General features: G+C 69.9%; 24 protein-coding genes and 1 riboswitch. Of the genes, 11 read left to right on the top strand and 13 right to left on the bottom strand.

Annotation, left to right across the window (positions count from 1 at the left end; genetic code table 11):
- Positions 1 to 639, bottom strand: coding sequence for a methylated-DNA--[protein]-cysteine S-methyltransferase (locus NNI01S_RS00695; RefSeq protein WP_084488343.1), 639 nt, complete (start codon positions 637 to 639; stop codon positions 1 to 3).
- Between the two features lie 219 nt (positions 640 to 858).
- Positions 859 to 1,086 carry a hypothetical protein gene (locus NNI01S_RS00690; RefSeq protein ID WP_157114535.1) on the bottom strand — a complete coding sequence of 76 codons (228 nt, stop codon included), beginning with the start codon at positions 1,084 to 1,086 and terminating at the stop codon, positions 859 to 861.
- A 63-nt stretch (positions 1,087 to 1,149) separates the two neighbouring features.
- On the opposite strand from NNI01S_RS00690, the gene yczR reads away from it, so the two are divergent.
- Positions 1,150 to 2,655, top strand: a complete 1,506-nt coding sequence (gene yczR / locus NNI01S_RS00685; protein WP_063016386.1) for a MocR-like transcription factor YczR — start codon at positions 1,150 to 1,152, stop codon at positions 2,653 to 2,655.
- 368 nt (positions 2,656 to 3,023) lie between these two features.
- Here yczR and NNI01S_RS00680 read toward each other — a convergent pair whose 3' ends face one another.
- A complete protein-coding gene (locus tag NNI01S_RS00680) occupies positions 3,024 to 4,121 on the bottom strand; it encodes a CaiB/BaiF CoA transferase family protein (protein ID WP_063016384.1) in 1,098 nt (365 codons plus the stop codon).
- Between the two features lie 144 nt (positions 4,122 to 4,265).
- Here NNI01S_RS00680 and NNI01S_RS00675 point away from each other — a divergent pair, with 144 nt between their 5' ends.
- The gene (locus NNI01S_RS00675; protein ID WP_245675920.1) at positions 4,266 to 4,763 is read left to right on the top strand and encodes a DUF456 domain-containing protein; all 498 of its coding nucleotides are present in this window, start codon (positions 4,266 to 4,268) and stop codon (positions 4,761 to 4,763) included.
- 3 nt (positions 4,764 to 4,766) lie between these two features.
- Here the strand turns inward: NNI01S_RS00675 and NNI01S_RS00670 are convergent, their stop codons facing one another.
- Together NNI01S_RS00670 and NNI01S_RS00665 are read right to left on the bottom strand one after the other, a co-directional pair.
- Entirely contained in the window at positions 4,767 to 5,642 is an 876-nt protein-coding gene (locus tag NNI01S_RS00670) for an amidohydrolase family protein (protein WP_063016382.1), read from the bottom strand.
- An 84-nt stretch (positions 5,643 to 5,726) separates the two neighbouring features.
- Positions 5,727 to 7,112 (bottom strand): FAD-dependent oxidoreductase, encoded by a 1,386-nt coding sequence (locus NNI01S_RS00665; RefSeq protein WP_063016380.1) that lies wholly within the window; start codon positions 7,110 to 7,112, stop codon positions 5,727 to 5,729.
- Between the two features lie 379 nt (positions 7,113 to 7,491).
- Here NNI01S_RS00665 and NNI01S_RS00660 point away from each other — a divergent pair, with 379 nt between their 5' ends.
- The 3 genes from NNI01S_RS00660 to NNI01S_RS00650 all read left to right on the top strand — a co-directional run bounded on the left by NNI01S_RS00660 (position 7,492) and on the right by NNI01S_RS00650 (position 9,755).
- Entirely contained in the window at positions 7,492 to 7,932 is a 441-nt protein-coding gene (locus NNI01S_RS00660) for an Rv0361 family membrane protein (protein ID WP_063016378.1), read from the top strand.
- A 63-nt stretch (positions 7,933 to 7,995) separates the two neighbouring features.
- Positions 7,996 to 8,112, top strand: a riboswitch (SAM riboswitch).
- Positions 8,113 to 8,127: 15 nt separating this feature from the next.
- Positions 8,128 to 8,544 (top strand): rhodanese-like domain-containing protein, encoded by a 417-nt coding sequence (locus tag NNI01S_RS00655; RefSeq protein WP_063016796.1) that lies wholly within the window; start codon positions 8,128 to 8,130, stop codon positions 8,542 to 8,544.
- Entirely contained in the window at positions 8,541 to 9,755 is a 1,215-nt protein-coding gene (locus NNI01S_RS00650) for an O-succinylhomoserine sulfhydrylase (protein ID WP_063016376.1), read from the top strand. Before NNI01S_RS00655 ends, NNI01S_RS00650 begins: the two co-directional genes overlap by 4 nt.
- Before the next feature lie 20 nt (positions 9,756 to 9,775).
- Here NNI01S_RS00650 and NNI01S_RS00645 read toward each other — a convergent pair whose 3' ends face one another.
- Both NNI01S_RS00645 and NNI01S_RS00640 read right to left on the bottom strand, forming a co-directional pair.
- A complete protein-coding gene (locus NNI01S_RS00645; RefSeq protein WP_063016374.1) occupies positions 9,776 to 11,290 on the bottom strand; it encodes a serine/threonine-protein kinase in 1,515 nt (504 codons plus the stop codon).
- Positions 11,291 to 11,398: 108 nt separating this feature from the next.
- On the bottom strand, positions 11,399 to 11,851 hold the full coding sequence (locus NNI01S_RS00640) for an RpiB/LacA/LacB family sugar-phosphate isomerase (protein WP_063016372.1): 453 nt from the start codon (positions 11,849 to 11,851) through the stop codon (positions 11,399 to 11,401).
- 93 nt (positions 11,852 to 11,944) lie between these two features.
- Here NNI01S_RS00640 and NNI01S_RS00635 point away from each other — a divergent pair, with 93 nt between their 5' ends.
- Both NNI01S_RS00635 and NNI01S_RS00630 read left to right on the top strand, forming a co-directional pair.
- The gene (locus NNI01S_RS00635) at positions 11,945 to 12,574 is read left to right on the top strand and encodes a type 1 glutamine amidotransferase family protein (RefSeq protein ID WP_063016370.1); all 630 of its coding nucleotides are present in this window, start codon (positions 11,945 to 11,947) and stop codon (positions 12,572 to 12,574) included.
- Between the two features lie 50 nt (positions 12,575 to 12,624).
- Positions 12,625 to 13,083 (top strand): MarR family winged helix-turn-helix transcriptional regulator, encoded by a 459-nt coding sequence (locus NNI01S_RS00630; RefSeq protein WP_063016368.1) that lies wholly within the window; start codon positions 12,625 to 12,627, stop codon positions 13,081 to 13,083.
- 275 nt (positions 13,084 to 13,358) lie between these two features.
- Here the strand turns inward: NNI01S_RS00630 and NNI01S_RS00625 are convergent, their stop codons facing one another.
- Positions 13,359 to 14,117, bottom strand: coding sequence for an HAD-IIA family hydrolase (locus tag NNI01S_RS00625; protein ID WP_435825450.1), 759 nt, complete (start codon positions 14,115 to 14,117; stop codon positions 13,359 to 13,361).
- Between the two features lie 246 nt (positions 14,118 to 14,363).
- On the opposite strand from NNI01S_RS00625, the gene fgd reads away from it, so the two are divergent.
- Entirely contained in the window at positions 14,364 to 15,374 is a 1,011-nt protein-coding gene (fgd, locus tag NNI01S_RS00620) for a glucose-6-phosphate dehydrogenase (coenzyme-F420) (RefSeq protein WP_063016363.1), read from the top strand.
- 66 nt (positions 15,375 to 15,440) lie between these two features.
- Here fgd and NNI01S_RS00615 read toward each other — a convergent pair whose 3' ends face one another.
- A complete protein-coding gene (locus NNI01S_RS00615; RefSeq protein WP_063016361.1) occupies positions 15,441 to 15,947 on the bottom strand; it encodes a nitroreductase/quinone reductase family protein in 507 nt (168 codons plus the stop codon).
- A gap of 257 nt (positions 15,948 to 16,204) precedes the next feature.
- Here NNI01S_RS00615 and pta point away from each other — a divergent pair, with 257 nt between their 5' ends.
- Together pta and NNI01S_RS00605 are read left to right on the top strand one after the other, a co-directional pair.
- On the top strand, positions 16,205 to 18,277 hold the full coding sequence (gene pta / locus NNI01S_RS00610) for a phosphate acetyltransferase (protein WP_063016794.1): 2,073 nt from the start codon (positions 16,205 to 16,207) through the stop codon (positions 18,275 to 18,277).
- 102 nt (positions 18,278 to 18,379) lie between these two features.
- Positions 18,380 to 19,591: an acetate kinase gene (locus NNI01S_RS00605; protein ID WP_063016360.1), complete on the top strand. Its 1,212-nt coding sequence runs from the start codon at positions 18,380 to 18,382 to the stop codon at positions 19,589 to 19,591.
- Here NNI01S_RS00605 and NNI01S_RS00600 read toward each other — a convergent pair.
- From NNI01S_RS00600 to NNI01S_RS00590, 3 genes are all read right to left on the bottom strand, one after another.
- Entirely contained in the window at positions 19,588 to 21,918 is a 2,331-nt protein-coding gene (locus tag NNI01S_RS00600; protein WP_084488363.1) for a serine/threonine-protein kinase, read from the bottom strand. The two genes, NNI01S_RS00605 and NNI01S_RS00600, sit on opposite strands and share 4 nt — an antisense overlap.
- A gap of 478 nt (positions 21,919 to 22,396) precedes the next feature.
- Positions 22,397 to 23,380 carry a glutamate ABC transporter substrate-binding protein gene (locus NNI01S_RS00595; RefSeq protein ID WP_063016358.1) on the bottom strand — a complete coding sequence of 328 codons (984 nt, stop codon included), beginning with the start codon at positions 23,378 to 23,380 and terminating at the stop codon, positions 22,397 to 22,399.
- The gene (locus NNI01S_RS00590; protein ID WP_063016790.1) at positions 23,377 to 24,759 is read right to left on the bottom strand and encodes a GlnX family signal transduction membrane protein; all 1,383 of its coding nucleotides are present in this window, start codon (positions 24,757 to 24,759) and stop codon (positions 23,377 to 23,379) included. The genes NNI01S_RS00595 and NNI01S_RS00590 overlap by 4 nt, the downstream gene beginning before the upstream one ends.
- A gap of 183 nt (positions 24,760 to 24,942) precedes the next feature.
- Between NNI01S_RS00590 and NNI01S_RS00585 the strand changes: the two genes are divergently transcribed.
- Entirely contained in the window at positions 24,943 to 25,626 is a 684-nt protein-coding gene (locus NNI01S_RS00585; protein WP_063016356.1) for an NUDIX hydrolase, read from the top strand.
- Positions 25,627 to 25,635: 9 nt separating this feature from the next.
- Here NNI01S_RS00585 and thiE read toward each other — a convergent pair whose 3' ends face one another.
- Complete coding sequence (gene thiE / locus NNI01S_RS00580) at positions 25,636 to 26,334, bottom strand: thiamine phosphate synthase (protein ID WP_063016354.1); 699 nt, start codon at positions 26,332 to 26,334, stop codon at positions 25,636 to 25,638.
- Between the last annotated feature and the right edge of the window lie 48 nt (positions 26,335 to 26,382).

Below are 26,382 nucleotides of genomic sequence, written 5' to 3'. Positions count from 1 at the left end.
TCAGAACAAGGTGGGTTCGCCGAATCCCGGTGTGCGCTCGATGGTCAGTAGGCGCTGCTTGGTGTCTATGCCGCCGGGGGCGGAGAAGCCGTGCAGGGCGTGGTCGGCGGCGAGGACGCGGTGGCAGGGGATGATCAGCGGGATCGGGTTGCGACCCAGGGCCTGTCCGACCGCCTGGGCGGCGCCGGGCGCGCCGACACGGTGGGCGACCTGGCCGTAGCTGAGGGTATGGCCGGGGTCGATGGCGCGCGTGACGGCGTAGACGGCGCGGTGGAACTCCGGGATTCCGCTGGTGTCCACGGCGATCCACCGCAGATCGTCGAGTTCGCCCGCGAGGTGGGCGCGAATGCCCGCGATGGCCTCGGCGATGGCGGCGGTGGGTGGCTCCTCGGGAAGCTTCTGACCCGCATGAGCGCGTGTGATACGCGCTCGGGTGGCCGCCGGGCTCCCCTCCGGAAGCTGGAAGCGGATCACCCCCGCGCCGCTCCACGCGATCGCACAGCGGCCGATCGCGGTGTCGAACAGCGTCGCCGCGACCGGGCGGGACGGGGCGGTAAGGCCGGAGACCGCTGGCTCCGTCGCCGGACCGGTGGCCTCGATCGCCGGACGATCGGCGGCGAGGCTCGTGGCGTCACTCATGCGCCAAGTCTGCACCGCGGGACCGACAAATTCGCAACGACCAGTCCAGTACTGCGGAACTGGCCTTTGATGCGCGATGGTACGAGACGGTCGTGGTGGGCGACCCGGGTCGGATGAACGTACGCGGGCTTCCGCCACTGGCCTGGTGCGGCCGCCGTGGCTTCTCGCACCGCTTTTCCGTGCGTGGCCACGAGTGACTCCGATCTGGTTCGCGGGGGACTACGCGTTGCCGGGCAGCTCCGGGTCCGGCACGTCGCCACGGCCGTAGATCGCGCCGAGATCCGAGTATCGCCGCTGGTAATCGTAGGAAGAGGGCGTCTGATCGGACATCGGCGTCCCCGGGTGGAAGCGTTCGAGACGGAAGGTGCGCGGGTCGCGTCCGGGTGCGAAGCGGTAGATCGGATAGGCGAGCAGCGCGGCGAGGAGCAGGATGGTGAGGGCGGTCATGTCCGCTAGCGTGCGCGTCACTGGCCTTGCCAAGGAATATCCAATCGTCCGATACTGGACCGCATGGCGACGAGAGTGATCGGCGCGGGCAGCCTGGCCCGCGATCTGGGCCATTGGCGGCACGCGCACGACGGTGATCCGGATTCGGCCGGGCGGCGCTCCGCTCGCCCTGCTTATCTGGCGCTCGCCGAAGGCATCCGGTTGCTCATCCACGACGGCCGCGCACCGCTGGGCGTCGCTTTGCCCAGCGAACGCGATCTCGCCGCCACCCTCGGGGTCAGTCGAACCACCATCACCTCCACCTACGCGCTGCTGCGTGAGCACGGCTACCTGATCAGCCGCCAGGGATCGCGCAGCACGGTCGCCCTGCCCCGCGACGTGCAGCACGACGGCGTCAAACCGGCCAGGAGCATCCTGGCGATGATGGGCTCGCCGGAACTGCCCACCATCGACATGACCTATGCCGCCATGGCCGCCCCGCTGGAGATGCAGGAGGCGTATTCGGCCGCTCTGGAGGGAATTCCCGCCTATCTCGGCACGCACGGCATGGATCCGGTCGGCGTGCTCGCGCTCCGCGAGGCGATCGCCCGTCGCTACACCGCGCGCGGGCTGCCGACCGAGCCCGATCAGATCCTCGTCACCCTCGGCGCCCAGCACGGCCTGCGCCTGCTGCTGAACGTGCTGACGGCGCCCGCCGCTCGCGTGCTCATCGACCACCCGACCTATCCGAACGCCATCGAGGCGATCCGCGACGTCGGCGCCCGGCCGGTGCCGGTGCCGCTGCGCCCGGAGGACCCGGCGGGCGGCTGGGACCTGGACGGAATCCGCAGCGCCGCCCGGCAGACCGCGGCGAGCCTGGCCTACCTGGTGCCGGACTACAACAACCCGACCGGCCTGCTGCTCGACGCCGGCGGCCGCGCCGAACTGGCCGCCATCGCGCGGGACACCAGGATGACCGTGGTGATCGACGAATCCATGGCGGATCTCGGGCTCGGCGCGGAGGTCATTCCGCCGCCGGTCGCGGCCTTCGCGAAGGGCTCCGAGATCGTCACCATCGGTTCGGCCTCGAAATCGTTCTGGGGCGGTCTGCGCGTCGGGTGGATCCGGACCAATCAGGCGCTGATCACCAAGCTGCTCGGCATTCGCTCCACCGTCGACCTCGGCACCCCGGTGATGGACCAGCTGGCCACCGTGCACCTGCTCGAGCATGCCGATATGATCCTCGACCGGCGCCGCGACCAGTTGCGTTCGCAGCGCGCCGCTCTGCTCGACACGCTTGCCGAGGAATTGCCGGACTGGCGCGTCACGGTCGGAGCGGGCGGCATGTCGGTGTGGGCGCAGCTGCCGACCTCGGTCTCCACGGCGCTGGCCGCCACGGCGCCCAACCATGGCGTATTGCTCGCTGCCGGGCCCCGATTCGGCGTGCAGGGCGCGTTCGAACGATTCCTGCGGCTGCCGTTCACGCACCGGGAGCCCGAATTGCGTTTGGCGGTCAAAGCCATCGCGTCCGCCTATGCGGCGCTGACGCCCCGCGCCGCGGATCCGTTGACGCCGTTGACCTGCTACTGAGGCGAATCCGCCGCGCGGGGGGTGTTGTGACGTTGGGGAGAGCCTCCGCCGGCGGCACTCCCCTCCGAGCGCCGCCGGGCACGAATAGGCCGGTCACCCCTCGGGACTGGCCCACCTCGTGTTCGGGCGGCGTACGGAAGCTCGCACGGCGCCGAGGCCTCCAACTAGAGCGGCGGTCAACGTGCGGACCGGACGATGTCCGGGGATGTCCGCTGTTCTCGAAAGCCGCCTGCTCGCAGACAGTATGGCAGGCCCGGTGCGCAACTGTCGAACCGGTTGGTCTGTTACAACTTTCAATTATCAAGCGCGGCAAGGTATCGCCGCGTGGCGGGGTGCCGTGGCGGCGTGCCACGGCACCCCGGAGGTGCTCAGTCGGCCCAGACCGACTCGATCGGGGTGGCGGTGGTGGGCGGCGGGGTCGGAATCCCGTTCGGGGTGCGGGAGAATCGCGGGGCGGGGGCGTGCTGGGTGATGCCGTCGAGCTCCAGCAACGAGCCGCGGGCGGCGACGTGCTCGTTGCGTGTCGCCTCGTCGAAGGTGAGCACGGGGGAGACGCACGCGTCGGTGCCGACGAAGATCTCCGCCCACTCGTCGCGGGTCTTGGTCCGGAAACGCTCGGTGAACAGCTTTTTCAGAGTTTCCTGCCCCGCGGGATCGAGCTGGAAGGGCAGGCCGTCGGCGTCGATCTCGAGGCCGGCGAGCAACTGCGCGTAGAACTGTGGTTCGATCGCGCCGACCGCCATGTATTTGCCGTCGGAGGTCTCGTAGGTGTCGTAGAACGACATTCCGGTGTCCAGCAAGTTGACGCCGCGCTCGTCGGACCAGGCGCCCGCGCCGCGCATGCCCCAGATCATGTGTGAAAGGGCAAGGGCGCCATCGACCATGGCCGCGTCGATCACCTGCCCCTTGCCGGACTGCTGCCGCTCGACCAGCGCGGCGAGGACGCCGAACACCAGGAACATCGAGCCGCCGCCGAAATCGCCCACCATGTTCAGTGGCGGAACCGGGCGTTCACCCTTGCGGCCGATCGCGTGGAGCACGCCGGTGATGGAGATGTAGTTGATGTCGTGTCCGGCGCGGTCGGCCAGCGGGCCCTCCTGGCCCCAGCCGGTCATCCGTCCGTAGACCAGGCGCGGGTTGCGGGCGAGCGCGTCGTCCGGACCGAGACCCATGCGTTCGGTGACGCCGGGGCGGAAGCCCTCGATCAGCACGTCTGCCTTCTCGATCAGGCCCAGCACCTTCTCGATGTCGGCGGGGTCCTTGAGGTTGGCCTCGACGATGGTGCGGCCGCGCAGCTGGGGGCGGTCGAATCCGCCCGGCAGCTGGCCCGCGCGCTGCACCCGCACCACGTCGGCGCCCAGATCGGCGAGCAGCAGCGCGGCGTGCGGACCGGGGCCGATGCCGGCCAGCTCGATGACCTTGATGCCCGCGAGCGGGCCCTGCTTGACGGTGGATGGAGTACTCACGCCCTACCTCGGTTCGTCGTTGATCCAGCGCACCGGTGCCGGTGCGTCCCCCCGGACGGACCGGGAGGGTTGTATTGACAGTATGACAATAACGCCGGGTCGCTCCGGCTCGCCCGGGTCGGCGCCCGCCTCTAGGCTGCACGTGTGGAAGCGCTGTCTGATCAGGGTTGGTACAACCTTCTCGCCGGTCTCGCCATCCTGGTCGGCTTGGCCGGGGTCGTGGTGCCGATCCTGCCCGGTGTGATCCTGATCTTCGCGGCCATCGCCGTCTGGGCCTTCCTGACCGGCGGCGCCACGGCCTGGACGGTTTTCGCGATCAGCGCGCTGCTGCTGGTGATTTCCGGCGTCGTCAAATACACCTGGCCCGGCCGCAGGATGAAGGACGCGGGAGTGTCCAATCGGGCGCTGTTGCTCGGCGCGGTGCTCGGCGTCGTCGGCTTCTTCGTGATCCCGGTGGTCGGCCTGTTCGTGGGTTTCGTTCTCGGCGTGTACCTTTCGGAACTCCAGCGGCTGCGCGCCACCCGGCAGGCCTGGCAGGCGACGGTGCACGCGTTGAAGGGCGTCGGCCTGTCCATGGTGATCGAACTCTTCGGCGCGTTGCTGGCCACCGGCGTCTGGCTCGCCGGTGTCCTCGCGATCTGAGCGCTAGCGATCGATGGCGGGGAACGGAATCGTGTCTCCCGCCTGGCTTTCCGGCAGTTCGTCGCGGCGCAGCCGCAGCGTCGGCGGTTCCGGGCGGTACAGCGGCAGCGTGGGGGCCGGATCGTCGCGGACGACGCGCTCGCGGGCCGGGAGCCGGTAGAACGCGCGCGCGTTGTCCTCCAGCACCGCGAACATATCGGTGCCCACCACGTCACACAGCAGATCGACGTCCGAGTCCCGGAACGGGCGTCCGGCTCGGGTGCCGGGCAGATCGGTGCCGAACATCAGCGCCTCGGGATTCACCGCGTGGACGCGGCGCAACGTGTCCGCGACGTTCATCGCGACCCGGCCGAAACCGGTCGCCTTGACCTTGGCGCCGCGGTCGACGAGGTCGAGCAGGAAGGGCAGCCCTTCCGCGGACATACCCAGATGGTCGACCGACAGCGCGGGCAGCTTGGAGATGACCGGTTGCAGCGAGGCCAGCATCGTGCCGTCGATGTAGAGCTCGACGTGCCAGCCTGCCAGGTCGTAGGCGCGCAGCGCCTGCAACGTCATCCCGGTGATGTCGGTGGCCGCGCGCTTGAGGTTGAAACGCAGCGCGCGGACTCCGATGCGGTCCAGTTCGAGGATTTCCTCGTCGCTGGCGTCCAGGTCGAGCCGGGTGACGCCGACCCAGCCCTCGCCGAGCTCGGCGAGGGCGGCCTTCAGGTAGGTCTGGTCCGTTCCCTGGAACGACCCGCTGACCACCGCGCCGCCGGCGACGTCGTACCGCGACATGCGCTTGCGGTAATCGGCGATGGTGAACGGGTCGGGCAGGTAGCCCTCGTTCTCGGCCAGCGGAAACCGCGGGTCGAAGATGTGCAGGTGGGCATCGAACACTTGTACAGAATGCCTCAGGGTCGAATTTTCCGCTGCCACACCGTGGGTGTGGCGGTGGCAGCGGAGTCGGGCACCGCGGTGTGATCAGACCTTGTGCGGTTCGCTCGCGCGCAGCATGTCCTCACGCTCGACGACCTTGACCCGCTCGCGGCCCTCGGGTTCGCCGAGGGAGCGCTCGTGCGCGTCGAGGCGGTACCAGCCCGCCCAGGTGGTGAACGGGATGCCCTTGCTCTCCAGGAACTCGGTGACAGCCTCGGGCTCGGGCCGCTCGGCCGGGGTAAAGCCGGGAGCGTCGTCCAGCAGGCAGGCGATGGTCTCGTTGGCGTCGCCCTTGGTGTGGCCGATCAGGCCGACCGGGCCGCGCTTGATCCAGCCGGTGACGTAGGTGGCGGGCAGGTAACGCGCGGCGCCGTCGGCGTTCTCGTCGGCGAGCACGCGGCCCGCTTCGTTCGGCACGGTGCCCGCCTGGTCGTCGAACGGCAGGTTGGTCAGGTTCTGCGACAGGTAACCGACGGCGCGATACACCGCCTGTACGTCCCAGTCCTTGAACACGCCGGTGCCCTTGACGTTGCCGGTGCCGTCGAGCTGGGTGCGCTCGGTGCGCAGGCCGACGACCTTCCCGTTCTCGCCGAGCACCTCGGCCGGGGATTCGAAGAAGTGCAGGAACAGCTTGTGCGGCCGCTCGCCGACGTCGCGGATGGCCCACTGCTCGAGCGTGTTGGCGACCATGTCGACCTGCTTGGAGTGCCTGCGCGCGGCCTCGGAGCCCTCGTCGTAGTCGATGTCCTCCGGGTCGACGATGACCTCGATGGTGGGCGAGTGGTCGAGTTCGCGCAGTTCCAGCGGGGTGAACTTGGCCTGCGCGGGACCGCGGCGACCGAAGACGTGGACCTCGACGGCCTTGTTGGCCTTCAGGCCCTTGTAGACGTTCGGCGGGATCTCGGTGGGCAGCAGCTCGTCACCGGTCTTGGCCAGCACGCGCGCGACGTCGAGGGCGACGTTGCCGACGCCGAGCACCGCGACCTTCTCCGCGTCCAGCGGCCAGGTGCGCGGGACGTCGGGGTGGCCGTCGTACCAGGAGACGAAGTCGGCGGCGCCGAAGGAGCCGTCCAGATCGATGCCGGGGATGGGCAGGGCGCGGTCGGCGTTGGCGCCGGTGGAGAAGATCACCGCGTCGTAGAACGCCCGCAGGTCGTCGAGGGTGATGTCGGTGCCGTAGTCGATGTTGCCGAGCAGCCGGACCTGCGGCTTGTCCAGCACCTTGTGCAAGGCGGTGATGATGCCCTTGATCCGCGGGTGATCGGGCGCGACGCCGTAGCGGATCAGCCCGAACGGGGCGGGCATGCGCTCGAACAGGTCGATGCTCACCTCGGCGTCCGACTTCATCAACGCGTCGGCGGCGTAGATCCCGGCCGGTCCGGCGCCCACGATCGCGATGCGGAGCGGGCGGGCTGCACTCTGTTCGGTCATCTCTTTACGCGCACCTTTATGGTCGAAACAATTAAGGACGTCAGGCTTAGCTTAGGCTAAGTTGACGCACCGGCTCTCTCGCACCCGTCCGGTGCGGACGCCGGCGATGCCGGCTCGTAGCTGCACGGTGCTCCGTTCGCCGCGGCGAGGAGCTGCCGATTCGCTATGACAGCAGGCCGCCGTCCCGCGATTCTATCGGGATGGTCGATGCCGCCCCGCGTCGGTGCGTGAACTCGGCGGATGCCATCCAAAGCCACAATCGTCGCTTACCCGCTCGCGCGCGACCTATCGCGGCCGACGGTATCCGGACGGAGCCCGCGCGGGTACCCAGCCGGGGGCCGGGCGCTGGATACCCGCGCCGACCAGGGATCATCGAGCCATGACCGAACAGCAGCCGGAGGACGAGATCATCCGGGTCGATCAGACCGACAAGCGCTCGGTGGTCCCGTTCGTGGCGGCCGCGGTGGTGGCGGCGATCGTGCTGATCGCGATCGTGCTCGGCGGTGTGCTGTCGCCCGCTGAGAAAAATGTCACAGAGTCCGACCGCATCGCGGCGGCCGTCCGCAACTTCGTCGACGGCGCCAACCGCAGCGACGCCGTGCCCCCGCCCGGCACGGCGTGCCAGAACTTCGACGCGAGCCGATCCCCGCTGGCGGGCCAGGACGGCGCCGGAAAGCCGGTCGAGATCACGAAAATCGACAGTCCGATGGTGGACGGCGACCGGGGGAAGGCGACCGTGACCACGAAGGTGGGCGACCGGGAGGCGACGTCGACCTGGAATCTCACCAGGTCCGGCGGCAAGTGGCTGGTCTGCACCTGAGCGTTCGCGCGGTCCCGGCCACCGTTTGACAGGGTGACCCGGGGCGGTGCAATCTCAGTCGAAGGTCATGAGAACCAGTGTCAAGCCCCGGCATTGCTGGTCGGCAACCCTCCTCCGCGGTGGGGTGCTCCGGGTGACGACCTGGCGGCGCCCTGGTCCCGGGCGCGGCAAGTGCGGATTTCGCAGGAGGTGCACATGAGTTATGCCGGTGACATCACTCCGCAGCAGGCTTGGGAGCTGCTGCGGGACAATCCCGAAGCCGTCCTGGTGGACGTGCGGACGGAAGCGGAATGGAAGTTCGTCGGCGTCCCCGACACCAGCTCGATCGAGCGGCCGACCGTGCTGATCGAATGGGTCGACTCGACCGGCGCGCGCAACGAGGCGTTCGTCGAGCAGCTGAAGCAGGCGCTCGACGGCCACGACCCCGAGGCTCCCGTCGTCTTCCTCTGTCGCTCCGGTCAGCGTTCGGTCGGCGCGGCGATCACCGCCACTTCGGCTGGTTACCGCACCTCTTACAACGTGCTGGAGGGCTTCGAGGGCCCGCTCGACCAATTCGGACATCGCGGCGGCGCGGGCTGGCGCGCCCTCGGATTGCCCTGGCGGCAGTCATGATCACCGGCGGCGCGTTCGACAAGCCGCTGCCCGAGGGCGTCGGTCCCGCGACGCTGGGCGTGCGCGGCGGGCTGCGGCGCTCCGGTTTCGAGGAGACCGCCGAGGCGCTCTACCTGACCTCCGGCTTCGTCTACGAGAGCGCCGAGGCCGCGGAGGCCGCGTTCACCGGCGAGGTCGAACACTTCGTCTACTCCCGCTACGGCAACCCCACGGTGGCCATGTTCGAGGAGCGGATGCGCCTGCTCGACGGGGCCGAGGCGTGCTTCGCGACCGCCAGCGGCATGTCCGCGGTGTTCACCGCGCTTGGCGCGCTGCTGGGCGCGGGCGACCGGCTCGTCGCCGCGCGCAGCCTGTTCGGTTCGTGCTTCGTGGTGTGCAACGAGATCCTGCCGCGCTGGGGCGTGGAGACCGTCTTCGTCGACGGCGAGGATCTCGACCAGTGGGAAGAGGCGCTGTCGGTGCCCACCCGGGCGGTGTTCTTCGAGACGCCCGCCAATCCGATGCAGACCTTGGTCGACGTGCGCCGGGTGACCGAGCTGGCACACGCGGCGGGCGCGAAGGTCGTGCTGGACAACGTGTTCGCCACTCCGCTGCTGCAACGCGGCTTCGAACTCGGCGCCGACGTGGTGGTCTACTCGGGCACCAAGCACATCGACGGACAGGGCCGCGTGCTCGGCGGCGCGATTCTCGGCGCCGCGGACTACATCGACGGCCCGGTGAAAACGCTGATGCGCCACACCGGTCCGGCGCTGAGCCCGTTCAACGCGTGGACGCTGCTCAAGGGTCTGGAGACGATGCCGCTGCGGGTACGCCATTCGACCGAGTCCGCCTTGCGCATCGCCCGCTTCCTGGAGAGCAACCCGGCCGTCAGCTGGGTGCGCTACCCGTTCCTGGAATCCCATCCGCAGCACGCGCTGGCCGCCGGCCAGATGAGCGGGGGCGGCACCGTGGTCACCTTCGAACTGAACGCACCCGAGGATCAGGCGAAGAAGCGCGCTTTCGAGGTGCTCAACCGGCTGCGCATCGTCGATATCTCGAACAACCTCGGTGACGCCAAGTCCCTGATCACGCACCCGGCCACCACGACCCACCGTGCCATGGGTCCCGAAGGCCGGGCCACGATCGGCCTGACCGACGGCGTCGTGCGCATCTCGGTGGGTCTGGAAGACGTCGAAGACCTCCTCGGGGACCTCGACCACGCCCTGTCCTGACCGGACCGTCGCGCGACCGGTCAGCGGACCGGCATGGTGATGCCGGGCGAGGACGGGCCGCCGTGCAGGACCAAGTGGCTGGCCGCCTCGTCTTTCTTGTCGTTCTTCTTGCCGTTCTTGTTCTTGTTGCCCGGCAGGTCGAAGGCCAGGCGGATCGTGCCGGCGCGGCCGGGAGCGATGCGCGCGAAATCGCCGGGCGGGTTGAGTTCGGCGGTGCCCGCCGCGTCGGGCGGCACGGAGCGGCCGCCGGTGGTGACCAACCGTTGATCGGCGATCACCAGCGTCCGGTCGTGGTCGGACAGGTTCGTGACGGTCAGCGTCACGAACGTGCGGGAACCACCGTCGGGAGTCACGCCGGTCACGGCGAAAGCGAAGTCTCCATCGCGCACGGCAGGACCCTCGTCGGCGGGTTGTCCGGCGGTCGCGGGGAGCGAAGGATCGGTCGGCGTGGCGGCTCCGCGCGTCGTCGGGCCGGTGGCAGGTGTGGATCCGAAGTCGATGCCGCCAACCGATAACCACAGCGCCGCCGCGGCGACGAGCGCCGCCCCGGCGGCGACGGGGATCCATCGGCGCTTCCGCCGACGATCGCGAGGTCCGGCCGGCTTCGGTGACCAGTCCCCGGGCGTCGGCTGTGCCGAAGTGGCGGCGGGCATGATCCGGGTAGGCGGAGGGGCTGTCGTGGAGCGCACGGTAAGCGGGCTGCGCGGTGCGGGTGCGGTCCGGTTCAGGGCTGTCGACGCCGCCGCGGCGAATTCACCGGCGCTGCCGTAGCGTGCGTCCGGCTCCTTGGCCATTCCCTGGGCGATGACGTCGTCGAGCTCGGCCGGGATACCGCCGACGGCCCGCGAGGCGCGCGGCGGTTCGGTCATCAGATGTGCGCGCATCTGCTGCGCGGGATCGCCCGCACCATAGGGCGGTTGTCCGGTGAGGGTCTCGTACAGCACGCAGGCCAGCGAGTAGACATCGGACCGGGCGTCGACCGTGCCGGTGAATCGTTCCGGCGCCATGTACCCCAGGGTGCCCACCACCAGCCCGGTGGCGGTGAGCGCGGTGCCGTCGGCGGCGCGGGCGATGCCGAAGTCGATCAGATAGACGAAACCACTGGTGTGCAGGAGTATGTTGCCCGGCTTCACATCGCGGTGTACCAGTCCGGCCGCGTGCGCGGCATCCAGCGCCTCGGCGGCTTGGGCGATGACGTCGACGGCCCGATCCGGCGGCAGCGGACCGGTCTTCAGTCGTGTGCCGAGGTCGATGCCATCGATGTAGGCCATCTCCAAGAACAGATGGCCGTCCACCTCGCCGAACGCGTGAATCGGCACGATGTGCGGGTTGCGTGCCCGGGCGCCCAAGCGCGCCTCCCGCTCGAACCGCTGCCGATAGAGCGAATCGGCGGTGAACGCCGCGGACAGCACCTTGAGGGCGACGGCACGGCCGTCGTGGTCGTGCGCCAACCACACCTCACCCATGCCGCCACGACCCAGCAAGCGTTCGAGGGAATAGGCCCCGAACGTGCCACCGGCGCTCTGCGCGGACATGTCTCGACCGTATCGCCTGGGTGGCGTCGCGGGTGTGGGCGGGCGGCCGCGGCTCACCGGAGGCCCATGATGACGCCGGGGGCCACGCGGAGATGGCCGTGTCCGTCGTCAGGCATCGGCGGTGCGTTCGATATCGGCGAGATGGGCGATGTTGGCCCGGTCGTCGGGGGCCGAGCTGGGGTCGGTGGTGAACCAGGCGTCGAGGATCTCCAGGAGTTCGGCGCTCGAGGTCGAACGCAGGCTCAGGGCGAGGACATTCGCGTCGTTCCAGGTCCTGGCGCCCGCCGCGGTGGAGGCGTCGGCGCAGAGCGCGGCGCGGATGCCGGCGACCTTGTTGGCCGCGATCGACGCGCCCGTACCGGTCCAGCAGCAGACGACGGCCTGATCGGCGTGCCCGGATGCGACGTCGCGGGCCGCCGCCTCGCTGGCCCAGGCCCAGTCGTCGCGTTCCTCGTCGGACAGTGCCCCGTGCAGCACGATCTCGTGGCCGCGCTTGCCCAGTTCGTCGACCAGTTCCGCGGCCACCCCCACCCGCTCGTCCGCCGCCACCGAAATCCGCATGCCCTCAGGGTAGTTGCCGGTCCGGCGAGTCGGCCGGGTTCCGGAACCGCGAACACATTGACAGTATGCTGTCATTTATGACAGCATACTGTCATGGCAACGAAGACAGTGCACATGGCCGTTTACGACACCCTCGCCGACTGGGAAGTGGGCGCGGCCACCGCGCACATCAACAAGCCGAGCTGGCATCGGGAGCCGGGGACGTGGCAGGTGCGGACGGTCGGCCCGACCGCGGAGCCGATCACCACGATGGGTGGCATGCGCATCGTGCCGGACGTCGTGCTCGCCGACCTCACACCCGCGGACAGCGCGATGCTGATCCTGCCCGGCGCGGAGACCTGGGAGGGGCCGGAGCTGGATCCGTTCACACAGAAGGCGCGTGACTTCGTCGGCGCGGGCGTTCCGGTCGCCGCGATCTGTGGCGCGACGTTCGGCCTGGCCAAGGCGGGTCTGCTGGACGCTTGCAAGCACACCAGCAACGTCGCGGAATTCTTGGTCTACAGCGGTTATTCGGGCGCCGACCACTACGTCGACGCACCGGCCGTTACGGATGGCGACGTGATCACGGCCAGTGGGAGCGCGCCGTTCGAATTCGCGCGTGAGGTGCTCGGCAGGCTCGGCGTGTACGAGCCGCATGTGCTCGACGGCTGGTACCGGTTGTTCGCGCACGCCGATCCGGCAGGCTGGGCGGTGCTCGCCGAATACGAGGCGCAGCACGCGTGAGCGAGAATTGCCGGTGATCCGGCCGGATCACCGGCATCGGGAGGTGGCCCATGACCCCTGAACAGGAGTTGTTCGCCGCGGCGGCGATCACATCGTTCCGCCTGAACGGTCAATTCCTCGGCATGGCCGAGGAATTGGCGCGACCGGCGGGCCTGACCGCCGCTTGGTGGCAGGTGCTGGGCGCGGTGTTGCGTGCGCCGCTACCCGTCGCGGGCATCGCCCGCGAAATGGGCATCACCCGCCAGAGCGTCCAGCGCATCGCGGATCTGCTGGTGGACAAGGGACTCGCCGAATACCTCCCCAATCCGGCCCACCGGCGCGCGAAACTCGTCGCGGTCACCGACGCGGGCCGGGCCGCGGTAGGCCGCATCAATCCGCAACACAAGGTGCTGGCCGAACGGCTCGTGAACGAAGTCGGCCGCGAGCAGCTCGCGCGCACCGTCGAGGCGCTCACCACGCTGTCCGCCGCGATCGACGCGATCACCACGGACGGCGACCAACTGCGGTAACCGGCGGTGATCGCCTGCGACGGCAGCGCACATCGCCGTGCCGTGTGGCAATGCGGGGCGGGGCGCGAATGCTGTTTCGAGCCCGGCTCGCCGTCCGCTCGGCGAGGTGGTAGCCGAATGGACGCCTGTCCGGCGCCGGGCGACTTCCGAGACATCGTGGGCCGGTGGTGATGGGTTTCCGACGTACGGCGGCGAGCTGGTGGTCTCGTCGACAAGCGCGATGGGCGGACAGCGTTCGTCCCCCGTCGGCCCGGCCGGTCAGTCCGGCCAACTGCTCAGTCGGTGAACGGGGATTCGGTCTTCCCGATCAGGTCGGCGACGGAGTCCACCACCATCGTGGGACGGTAGGGGTAGGCCTCGAACGACGCGCGGGTGGAGATGCCCGAGGTGACCAGGATGGTGCGCATGCCCGCTTCCAAGCCGGAGATGACGTCGGTGTCCATCCGGTCGCCGATCATCACCGTCGACTGGGAATGGGCGCCGATGCGACGCAGCGCGGAGCGCATCATCAGCGGGTTCGGCTTGCCGACGTAGTACGGGTCGCGTCCGGTGGCGCGGGTGATCAGCGCGGCCACCGACCCGGTCGCGGGCAGCGAGCCATCACGGGACGGCCCGGTCGGGTCCGGATTGGTCGCGATGAAACGGGCGCCCCGCTCGACCAGCCGGATCGCGGTGGTGATCGCCTCGAAGGAATACGTGCGGGTCTCGCCGAGGACGACGTAATCGGGGTCGCTGTCGGTCAGCACGTAGCCGATCTCGTGCAGCGCGGTGGTGAGCCCGGATTCACCCACCACGTAGGCGGTGCCGTTGGGACGCTGTTCGTTCAAGAAGGTGGCGGTGGCCAGCGCCGAGGTCCAGATCGCTTCTTCCGGGATGTCGAGGCCGGTGTGCCGCAGCCGCGCCTGCAGGTCGCGCGGGGTGCGGATCGAGTTGTTCGTCAGCACGAGGAAAGGCGTGTCGTTCGCGCGCAGTTCGGCGAGGAACTTGTCGGCGCCCGGGATCAGGTGGTCCTCGTGCACCAGCACGCCGTCCATATCGGTCAGGTAGGACAGGATCGGCTCGTCGTCTGCGGTCACGCGGGCCATTATCCGCTATCTCCGCACTGGGGAAACGGCGCTGACCGGCCGCACCATCCACCGCAGAAACATTTCGCCCCCGCCGCCGCGTTCTCTCGCTGGGAAGATCATCCGCGCCAGGCCGTCGACGCGGAGGCGGCAGCGTTGACTACTGTCGAGGACGGATCGCGATGGCGGCGAAACGAAACGCGAGGAGCGTGGCAGATGAGCGGACTCAAGCTCGGATACAAGGCATCGGCGGAGCAGTTCGGCCCCCGTGAACTCGTCGAGATCGCGGTGCTGGCCGAGCAACACGGCTTGGACAGCGCCACCGTGAGCGACCATTTCCAGCCCTGGCGGCACAAGGGCGGGCACGCGCCCTTCTCCCTGGCCTGGCTGTCCGCGGTAGGCGAGCGCACCCAGCGGATCCAGCTCGGCACCTCGGTGCTCACCCCGACGTTCCGCTACAACCCCGCGGTGATCGCGCAGGCGTTCGCCACCTTGAGCTGCCTGTACCCCGATCGCGTCATGCTCGGCGTCGGCACCGGTGAGGCGCTCAACGAGATCGCCACCGGGTATACCGGCGAGTGGCCCGAATTCAAGGAGCGTTTCGCGCGCCTGCGTGAGTCGGTCGACCTGATGCGCGCCCTGTGGACCGGCGACCGCGTCGACTTCGACGGCGAGTACTACAAGACCGTCGGCGCCTCCATCTACGACGTGCCCAAGGGCGGCGTCCCGATCTACGTCGCCGCGGGCGGCCCGCTGGTCGCGCGGTACGCCGGACGCGCGGGCGAGGGCTTCATCTGCACCTCGGGCAAGGGCATGGACCTCTACACCGAGAAGTTGATGCCCGCCGTCGCCGAGGGCGCGGCGAAGGCCGGGCGCAGCGTCGACGACATCGACCGGATGATCGAGATCAAGCTGTCCTACGACACCGATCCGGAGCTGGCCAGGGAGAACACCCGGTTCTGGGCGCCGCTCTCACTCACCGCGGAGCAGAAGCACAGCATCACCGACCCGATCGAGATGGAGGCGGCCGCCGACGCGCTGCCCATCGAACAGATCGCCAAGCGCTGGATCGTCGCCAGCGACCCAGACCAGGCGGTCGAACAAATCAAGCCCTACCTCGACGCGGGCCTCAACCACCTGGTCTTCCACGCCCCCGGCCACGACCAGCGCCGCTTCCTCGACCTCTTCCAGCGCGATCTCGCCCCCCGCCTGCGCGCCCTGGCCTGACCGGCACGAGTGGCACACCACGCAGCGGCCTCCTCGGCCGATGCCGCAACCGTGTGCCACTCGCGGTTAGGTCCGGCGGAGGGCGAAGATGCGGAGGTCGCGGGTGGTGCGGGAGCGGTAGGCCGCGTAGGCGCCGGTGATGTCGATGAAGCGCTGGAAGACGGCTTCTTTGTCGGGGTCTCGGACGGGGGTGGCCGTGACTTGTATGCGTTCGCCCGCGATCGCCACCGTCGCGGTGGGGTTCGCCAAGAGGTTGGCGGTCCAGGCGGGGTGGTGTGCCTGGCCGAAGTTGCTGCCGATCACGTAAAGGGTGTCGCCCTCGTGCACGTACAGCAACGGCTGGGTACGCGGTTGGCCGGACTTGCGGCCGATGGTGGTGAGCAGGACGATCGGCGCGCCGATCGGGCCGAGCACGGTGTACTTCCCGCCGGTGCGCTCCAGCACCGCGCGGTCCAGCGGGGTGAGGGCGCGAACAAGCCGGGAGCCGGGCTTGGTCGCCGCGAATCTGCTTGCCGCGCGGGCGAATAGATTGGTGCGCGAACCCCACTGCCGATCCGGAAAATGCTCAGCCATGCCCGGACTATAGCGGCACGGGTCGCGGGGCTCGGCGGCTTCGCGTCCCGGAGGCATCAGCCCTCGTCTCGCAGGCCGACGCCATCGCCCTGTGGCGCGCCGCCACCATGCTGCCGTCGACCACCGGCAGGCCGGATCGCTCCGCGACCTCGTCTCTCGCTGTCATCGCAGCGGGTGCCCCGTGGCGGGTCCGCCCGCGAGGTGACGATCGTCGCGCGGCGGCGGCCGGTTGCCGCTGGTTCACTAAGCTCTCGGACATGGCCGACAACGCTCTATCCGCCGTGTACCTCGCCTCTCCCGAGGGCGACACCGGTAAGTCGACGGTGGCCCTCGGGGTATTGCAGGCGCTGTGCGCGACGACCGCGCGGGTCGGGGTGTTCCGGCCGATCACGCGCTCGACCACCGAGCCCGATTACATTCTCGAACTGCTGCTCGAGCACAGCACCGCCGACATCGACTACGCGCAGGCGATCGGCACCACCTATGAGCAGGTGCACGCCGACCCGGACGCGGCGATCAGCGAGATCGTGCTGCGCTTCCACGAGGTCGCCGAGCTGTGTGACGCGGTGGTCGTGGTCGGCAGCGACTACACCGACGTGGCCAGCCCCAGCGAACTGCGCTTCAACGCCAGGATCGCGGTCAACCTGGGCGCACCGGTGCTGCTGGTGGTCCGCGGCGCGGGACGCACACCGAACGAGGTGCAGCAGCTGGCCGAGCTGTGCGCGGCCGAGCTGGCCCACGAGCACGCGCAACTGGTCGCCATCGTCGCCAATCGATGCGACCCGCAGCGGCTGGACGAGGTGGCGTCGGCGCTGCGCGTCTTCGAGGTCCCCTCCTGGACGTTGCCCGAGGTGCCGCTGCTGATCGCGCCCACCATGGCCGAGCTGTGCACCGCCATCGGCGGCGAGATGTACAGCGGCGATCCGGAATTGCTGCACCGCGAGGCATTGCAGATCATGGTCGGCGGCATGACGGCGGAGCACATTCTGGAACGGCTGGTGGAGGGCGTCGTGGTGATCGCGCCGGGCGATCGGTCGGACGTGCTGCTCAGCGTCGTGAACGCGCACGAGGCGGAAGGTTTTCCGTCGCTGTCGGGCATCATCATGAACGGTGGCCTGCTGCCGCATCCCGCGGTGGCGCGGCTGATGACCGGCCTGAAGCCGAAGCTGCCGATTCTCACCACCGACCTCGGCACCTACGACACCGCGGGCGCCGCCTACCGCACCCGCGGCCGCATGTCCGCGGGCAACCCGCGCAAGGTGGACACCGCGCTGGCGCTGATGGAAGAACACGTGGACGCCGCGGAGCTGTTGCGGCGCATCGACGTCCCGCCCAGCCCGGTCGTCACACCGCAGATGTTCGAATACCAGCTCATCGAACGCGCGCGAGCCGATCGCAAGCGGATCGTGCTGCCCGAAGGCGACGACGACCGCATTCTGCGCGCGGCCGGACGGGTGCTGCAGCGCAAGATCGCCGAGCTGGTCATCCTGGGCGACGAGACGACGGTGCGGGCCAGGGCCGCCGAACTCGGTGTGGACATCTCCGCCGCGCAGGTGCTCGACCCACGTACCTCCGGCTACCTGGACGAGTTCGCCGCCGAGTACGCCGAACTGCGCAAACACAAGGGCATGACGCTGGAACGGGCCCGCGAGACCGTCGCCGACATCTCGTATTTCGGCACCATGATGGTGCACAAGGGAATCGCCGACGGCATGGTCTCCGGCGCGGCGCACACCACGGCGCACACCATCCGGCCGTCGCTGGAGATCATCAAGACGGTGGAGGGCGTGTCCACGGTCTCCAGCGTGTTCCTCATGTGCCTGGCCGACCGGGTGCTCGCGTACGGCGACTGCGCGGTCGTGCCGGATCCGACGGCGCAGCAACTGGCCGATATCGCGATCTCCTCCGCGGCGACCGCCGACCGCTTCGGCATCGAACCCCGCGTCGCGATGCTGTCGTATTCGACCGGCGAATCGGGCAGCGGGGCGGACGTGGACAAGGTGCGGGTGGCGACCAAGCTGGCGCGCGAACGCGCACCGGAATTGCCGGTGGAGGGGCCGATCCAATACGACGCCGCGATCGAGCCGACCGTCGCCGACACCAAGCTGCCCGACTCCGAAGTGGCGGGCCGCGCCACGGTGTTCGTGTTTCCCGATCTCAATACCGGCAACAACACCTACAAGGCGGTGCAGCGCAGCGCGGGCGCGATCGCGATCGGCCCGGTGCTGCAGGGCCTGCGCAAGCCGGTCAACGACCTGTCGCGTGGCGCGCTGGTGGCCGACATCGTCAACACCGTGGCGATCACCGCCATCCAGGCGCAGGAGAGCTGATATGCGCGCGCACCGCTGCGGCGCGGTCGCGGCGCGGAACAATCGCGTCGTGATCGTGGTTGCCGAGCGAGTGCGGCGAGCCCGCGGGATACAGGAGGCGCGATGAGCAAGACGGCCGAGGGCATGGTGCTGGTGATCAACTCCGGCTCCTCCTCGATCAAATACCAGCTCCTGGATCCGGATTCGAGCATGGTCGCCGCCTCCGGCATGGTGGAGCGGATCGGCGAGGCCGAGGGCGGGCTCGAGCATCGCGCCGACGGCGAGACCACCGAGCGCCACGAGCCGATCGCCGATCACGCCGCCGGGCTGCGGCTGGTCTTCGACACGTTCGCCGCGACGGGCCACGATCTGGTGCGCGAGGGCGTGCGGGCGGTCGGGCACCGGGTGGTGCACGGCGGCGAGGTGTTCTACCGGCCCACGCTGATCGACGACGACGTGGTCGCCGCCATCTCCGACCTCGCCGCGCTGGCGCCGCTGCACAATCCGGCCAACGTCGCCGGGATCGACAGCGCGCGAGCACTGTTGCCTGGCGTGCCGCAGGTCGCCGTGTTCGACACGGCGTTCTTCCACGGCTTGCCCGCCGCCGCGAAGACCTACGCCATCGATGCCAAGGTTGCCGCCGCGCACGGCATCCGGAAGTACGGCTTCCACGGCACCTCACACGAGTACGTGTCCGGCTGTGTGGCCGAATTGCTCGGGCGCGATCCGGGCGAGCTGAACCAGATCGTCTTCCATCTGGGCAACGGGGCGTCGGCCTCGGCCATCCGCGGCGGGCGTCCGGTCGACACCAGCATGGGACTCACCCCGCTGGAAGGCTTGGTGATGGGCACCAGGTCCGGTGATCTGGATCCCGGCATCGTCGCGCATCTGGCCCGGTCCGCGCACTTGGACATCGGCCAGATCGACACCCTGCTCAACCGCGACTCCGGTATCAAGGGCCTGTCCGGCGTGAACGATTTCCGCGAACTGCGACGCCTCATCGACAGCGGGGACGAGGACGCGCGGCTGGCCTACGACGTGTACATCCATCGGCTCCGGCGCTACCTCGGGGCGTACCTGATCGAGCTCGGCGGGGTCGACGCGATCACCTTCACCGCCGGGGTCGGCGAGAACAGCCCGCAGGTGCGCGCCGACGCGCTGGCCGGCCTCACCGGCTTCGGCATCGACGTCGATCCGGCGGCCAACACCGCGCACAACCGTGCCGCACGGCGCATCTCGCCCCCCGATGCGCCGGTCGCGGTTCTCGTGGTGCCCACCAACGAGGAACTGGCCATCGCGCGTGCCGCCCGGCGAGTGGTCGAGCGGCTCGGCTAGATCCAGGTCTTCGCGCGAATCGCGTTGGCCAGGTCGACGAGCGCGTAGCGGTGCTTGCGATCGGGCGCTCCGCGCGCCAGGGAGCGCAGCCCCGCCTCGGTGCCCGCGCGCAATTCGCGCTCGGTGAAAGGCGCGCCGAACAGTGTGGCATCGGGACGCTTGGGCGTGTTGCCCGACTGGAGCCACGCCAACGCCGCGCCCAGCACCAGCACCCGCATCTGCACCGCGCGGCTCTCGCCCGCGGGCAGGCTCGCCACCCGCGACGCCGAGATGTGCAGGGTGGCCTCGCCGAGCTCGGCCACCGGTGCGGCCGTGAGCAGGAACAGCACGGCGGTCATCCGCGCGGTGGTGAAATGCCGTGACGCGGCGGGCACGGCGTCCAGCGCCTGCACGGCCTCGTCTACGCGGGCGTCCGCGGCCAGCTGCCTGGCCAGCCCGAAGGCGGCGCTCACCACGGTGCGGTCGGTGCGCCAGACCGTCTCGTAGGCTTTCTCGGCGTAGGAGCGCCATTGTTCGGGGTCCGGCGAATCCCAGTGTTGGAGAACCAGTTCCGCGGTGGCCGCGAGCGCGAGCTGCGGGGCCGGCTCGCCCGGGAGCACGCGGAAGACCTCGTCGAAATCAGTGAAGGCGCGCTCGTACTCGCGATCGAGCAATTCGGCCATGCCGCGATACCAGCTCACCCGCCACTCCCGTTCGGGCAGACGCGCGAGCAGATCCAGCACCGTGGCCGACTCCCGCAGATCGAGCCGCACGCGCGCCTCGGCGAGGGCGAGTTCCAGATCGAGCGTCTCCGGGGCGTTGCCGGGATCGGCGGCGGCTCGCTCGCGGGCCTCGCGCAGCGCCTCCAGCGCGTGGGAGGGCTCGGGATGCACCGCGGCCGAGAGCAAGGGGGCGGACGGATCGGCCGGGTCGAGCAGTGGGATCGGCAGTCCCGCCACCACTTCGAGCGCGTCCAGCATGCTGCTGCGGGGCCGGCCGTCGGTGTAGGCGTCGGTCTGGCTGATCAGCTCCTCGGTGCCGAAACTGGCCCGCGGCGGCGTGAAGACGGTGGACAGCTGCGGATGCTCGGTGCCGGTTTCCAGCGCGAGGATCTCCCGCAGCACGCCCGACATCTGGGTGGACATCGCGCGGGCGGAGGGGAATCGGCGCCGCGGATCCGGGTCGGTGGCGCACAGCAGCAGACGATGGAAGGTCTCGTAGCGCGCCAGCACCGGTTCGTCGGCGGGGTCGGGGAGGCCGTCGAGATAGCGTCCGTGCTCCGCGGGCATGGGCAGTGTGAGCACGGCCAGTGTGCGCCCCACGGTGTAGATGTCGGAGGCGACGGTCGGGCCCGTGCGCGCGATCTCCGGCGCCTGGAACCCCCTCGTGCCGTACAGGTTCCCGTAGGCCTCGATGGTGGCGACGGCGCCGAGGTCGATCAGCTTCACCTGGTCTTCGGTGACCATGATGTTGTCGGGCTTCAAGTCGTTGTAGGTCAGTCCGGTGGAGTGCAGGTAGTCCAGTGCGGGCAGGATCTCCAGCAGGTAGGCGATCGCCTCGGTGACCGGCATGCGCTTCGGGCGCGCGTAGGAGTCGAGGATGTCGCGCAGCGACCGGCCGCCCACGTACTCCATGACGATGTAGCCGACGGGTGTGCCGTCCGCGCCGGTGTGCTCGACGAAGTTGTAGATCTTGACGATGCTGGGATGCGCCACCTCGGCCAGGAATTGGCGTTCGGCCATGGCCACCGCCTGCGCTTCGCCGTCACCGGCGTGCAGCAGGCCTTTCAGCACCACCCAGCGGTCGCTGACGTTGCGGTCGATCGCCAGGTAGATCCAGCCGAGCCCGCCGTGGGCGATGCACCCCTGGATCTCGTACTGCCCCGCCACGATGTCGCCCGCGTGCAGCGTGGGGCGGAAGTCGAAGGGCGCCTCGCAGGTCGCGCAGGTGCCCGCCGTGGTCGCGGGCCGGGTCGCCGACGCCCGGCCGACCGGCTTGCCGCAGCGCCAGCAGAATCGCCTGCCCTCGGAGACCACCGCGTCGGCGAGCACGGCGTCGCGGGGGTCCGCGGGCGTCACCGTGGGGATCGGCACGAGTCCCGCGCCGAGCCGCCGCACCGCCGGTCGGGTCCGCGCGGTGCGCACGCTCCGTCCGGAGGTGCGCTGCGGGGACGACGTGGGACCGGAGGTGGTGCGCCGCGTCTCGTCCGGCCCGGCCGCGGTCGCCGTCCGGTCGCGCGCCTGCTCCGTGCCGGGGTGCTCGTCCGCGGTGGATGCGGGCGGGTCCTGCCGTCCGGAATTCTCGCGGTTCCAGGCGACCGTGCCGGATGGCGGACGGTTGACCTGCATCCGGGTCGCGTCCGAGTCCTGCTCCGGGGCCGTCTGTCCCGATTCCACGGACGATGCCGATCGTGCCTCGTCCCCAGTGCCGGTCGGCGTGGAGGTGGCGTCCTGTTCTCCGCCGCCCGGTGCTTCGCCGGAGGTCGCTGGAGTGACCGGATGCGGTGATTCCCGCGCTGCCCCGGACGTGTCTTCGGCGCGGTTCCAGGCGACGGTGCCGAGCGGCGTGGCCGTGCGATCGACCGGCGCGTGCCGATCTTCTTCGGCCGCGACCATTTCCGGATCGATCGAGCCCGTCTGTCGCCCGGGCATGGCGTGACCGTCCAGGTGTCGTGCCCCCGTGTGGGTTCCGCGCGGCGGCATCGCCTCCGGGTGACGCCCGGCCGATCCGGTGCATCCGCCCTCGAACACCTCGGCCGGACCGGGCCGTCCCGGGGTGGTTTCGTCCGGGTCGGGCTCGGGGGCGGGCCGTGTGCTCATCGGCCGGTCAATCCTGATAGGTAGGGGCGGGCGGGACGGGAACGGGACCGAGGACGGTGAGGTATTTCTGGTACAGCCCGACCCACGTGCCGTCGTTGCGGATGCGTTCCAGCGTGCCGTTGACGAAGCGCACGAGATCGTCGTTGCCCTTGGTGATGCCGATGCCGTACGGCTCTTCGCTGATACTGCCGCCGACCAACTCCGTGTACGGGTCCTGCGCGGCCAGGCCGGCGAGGACGGCGTCGTCGGTGCTGACCGCGTCGACCTGGCGCTGCTGCAGGACGACCAGGCAATCGGCCCAGCTGGGCACGGTGAGGATGGTCGCGGCGGGCTGGTCGCGCCGCATGTGCTCCAGCGACGTGGTGCCGGAGACGATGCACACCCGGCGGCCCGCCAGATCGGCCAGGCTCCGGATCCCGGAATTCTTCACCGCGAGCACCCGCTGATTCGCGTGCAGGTAGACGGTGGAGAACGCGACCTTCTCGCGCCGCTCACAGTTGATCGTCATGGTCTTGGCGACCAAGTCCACGGTGCGGTTCTGCAACGCCATCTCGCGCTCGGCGGAACCGAGGCTGCGGAACTCGATCAGATCCGGGCTGCCGAGCAGGTCGCGGGCCACCTCCCTGGCGATGTCGGCGTCGAAACCGACGATGGCGCCGGAGATCGGGTCGCGGTAGCTGAACAGATTGCTGCCGGTGTCCAGGCCGACGAGCAGCCGCCCGCGCGCCCGGATCGCATCGATCGTCGGTCCGCGCGCGCCCGCTCCAGCGCCGGTCGGGCGCAAGCTGGCGGTCGGGTCTCCGCATCGCGGCGTGCCGGGCGGCGGGGGGACGGGCGAATCGGTGAGCACCGGAACGGCTTTGGCGGGAAACGGCGGGTCGGTGTACTTCGGCGTCTTGGCCGACACCGGCGCGCTGGAATCGCTCGCACAACCGCTCGTCAGCGCTACCACGAGGAGGGCGGCCACCAGAACGCCGCGCGCGGTTCTCATCGGTACTCCCGAAGCCGGGGCCATATGCCGAGTCCGACATAGCCTGCCGCCAGAATGCCCAGCACCATCGCTCCCGCGCCGAGGAAGTCCAGGACGCGTGCCGCCTGGGAGATCTCGCCGCGCAGAGTGTCCCTGGTCTGGGCGATGCCTTGCTCGAGCGAACGGTCCAGCGCCTCCACCTGCACGGTGGCGTCCGCCGAGCCGGGACCGGTCGCCACCACGGCCGCGCTGTTGAAGTCACCCTTGGCCAGCGCGTCGTTCATGCGCTGATGCGCGACCCGCCAGCGCGCCAGCGCCGGAACGGCGTTGCGCACCTCCGCGGACGCGGGCGCGGACGCGGGATAGTTGCCGATCAGATCGGCCAGCCGTTCGATGTCGGCGTCGTAGGTGCGGTCGTAGTCGCCGGTCGCGTCCCGGCGCACCAGTTTCAACGTCTCCGCGGCGCGCGCCTGCTGCGCGAGGATCCGGCTCTCGGTCAAACGCGAGGAGGGCACCGCGCCGTCGTCGCGGGCGCTGATCATGGACGTCGCCGACACCGAGCCGGCGATCACCGTCCACGCCAAGAGGATCAGCATGGACACCGACGCGAGCAGCAGGCCCGGATTGAGCACCCGCCGCCAGCGGCGCGCCAGATCCCGCTGGACCCAGACCAGCACGCCGAGGGTGAGGATCAGCAGTCCGATCGCGGTCCACGGCGGGCGCACATGATTGCGCTGCGCCTCGCTCACCGCCGCCGAGCGATGGTTGTGCAGCTCTTCGGCCATCGGTAGCAGCGTCGTCTGCATCTGGTTGGACGCCTCACTCAAATACGCGGCGCCGACCGGATATCCGCTGCGATTGTTCGTCCGTGCGGTTTCCACCAGACCCGAGTACACCGGCAGGCCGGTGACTATGCCCGTGCGCAACCGTGCATCCGGATCCATCGCCGCGTTCGGCCCGACGGCACGGTCGGATCGGGTCACCAATTCCGCGGCCGCCTCGCCCAGCGCCTGCGTGTAGCGATCCCGCACCGCCTGCGGCTCCAGCCCGCCCGCGATGAACGCGGTGCTGGCTGCGGCGTCGGCGATCGACAGTGAGGTGTAGAGCCGATGCGCGGAGTGCGCGTCCGGTTCGGTGTCGTAGAGCAGCACGTCCAGGCTCTGCTGCCGGTCGCCGACGGTCGCGGCGGTCATCGAGCCCGCGGCCAGGCACAATCCGATCAGTAGCAGCCCCAGCGCGATCAGCCGTCCCGGTGAGGAATTGGCGAACGACCGCAGATTGGCCAGGTCGAGACGTTCGCGCACCACCGCGACGCTCAGCCCGCCCGGATCGTCCCGACCGGCGGCCTCGGACGCGGACGATGGCCGGAGATCGGCCGTCGTCGGCTCGGAGCTAGCCATGTCCACCTCCCCAGTTTGGGCCGCGTACGCGGATTTCTCGACGGCTGGACCGAATATCCGATCGACCCGTGCGTGTTGGTGCGGAGTTTATTGTGGTCGTACGGGCGCCGCGGCGTGTGAAACACCCCCGGTTGGGAGGAAACGGCGGTGGGGTGCTGCCGTACTGGATGAGGATGGTACGAGATGCGTGGTGACGGTGACGGTTGGTCGCGTGGCCCGGATGGACTTCGGCACTGGGGTCGATTCGGCGCCGCCGGACTTCTGCTGCGCGCTCCGCTGGCCCGAGGCGGTTCGGCGGTGCTGTTGCAACACCGCGCTCCGTGGAGTCACCAAGGCGGTACCTGGGCGCTGCCCGGCGGTGCGCGCGACAGTCACGAGACGCCCGTGCACGCGGCGGTCCGCGAGGCGTGGGAGGAGGCGGGCATCGAGCCCGCCGACGTCCGGGTGCGCGGCGAGCGGGTGACGGCGTCGGCGCTGAGCGGCTGGACCTACACCACCGTCGTCGCCGACGCGGTGATGACCCTCCCGACCACCGGCAACAGCGAGAGCGTCGAGCTGGCCTGGGTTCCCGAGGACGAGGTGGATGCCCGTCCGCTGCATCCCGGCTTCGCCGCGTCCTGGCCCGACCTGCGCGCCGCCCCCGCGCGGGTGCTGCTCGCCGAGATCGGTGACGACCGTGCCGTCGCCGCCGCGCTGCCGCGCACGCTCGATCTCGCCGACCTCGGTTTCGTCTGGTTGCATTCGGATCCGTCCGGGCCGGGAGATCGCGCCAGGATCGTCGACGAGCCGGTGGCGGAGCCGGCGCCGAGCGGGAACACGGCGGTGGAGACCGCGCTGTCGTTCACCCGCGGGCAGCTGCTGTCCTGACCGCGACGCTCACGCGTTCGCCAGCAGCGCCGTTTTCAGCTCGCGCGCCGCGGCTTCCGGATCACGCGCCTCGGTGATCGCGCGCACCACGACGACGCGCTTCGCCCCGGCCTCCAGCACTTGCCCGATGTTGCCCGCATCGATTCCGCCGATCGCGAACCACGGGCGGGTGGGATGGGCCTCCGCGGTGGAGCGGATCAGTTCGGGGCCCGCCGCCTGCCTGCCGGGTTTGGTCGGGGTCGCCCAGATGGGGCCGGTGCAGAAGTAATCGATGTGCTCATCGATCGCGGCCAGCCCGGCTTGGGCGCGATTGTGCGTGGATCGTCCGATCACCACGTCGGGCCCGAGGATCCGGCGCGCGTACCAGGGCGGTAGGTCGCCCTGCCCGAGATGCAGCACGTCGGCGGTCGCGGCGAGCGCGATGTCGGCGCGGTCGTTCACCGCGACCAGCCCGCCGTGTCTGCGCGCGGCGGCTTTGAGTTCGGCGAGCGCGCCGAGTTCGGCCCTGGCCTCCAGCGGACCGAATTTGGCCTCGCCCGGTGAGCCTTTGTCTCTGAGCTGGATGATGTCGACTCCGCCTGCGAACGCGGCCTCGGCGAACTTGGCCAGATCGCCCTTCTCCCGGCGGGCGTCGGTGCACAGATACAGCCGCGCGTTCGCCAGACGTTCCCGCGGCGAGGCGGGTCGATTCGGGTGGGAGGGTTGCACGCCTTCGACCGTAGCCGCGCTACCGTGGGGATGCGAAACAGGAGGCAG

It is taken from the genome of Nocardia niwae NBRC 108934 = DSM 45340 (genome assembly GCF_001613465.1).
Classification (GTDB): domain Bacteria; phylum Actinomycetota; class Actinomycetes; order Mycobacteriales; family Mycobacteriaceae; genus Nocardia; species Nocardia niwae.
This window is presented reverse-complemented; position numbering and strand designations above follow the sequence as displayed.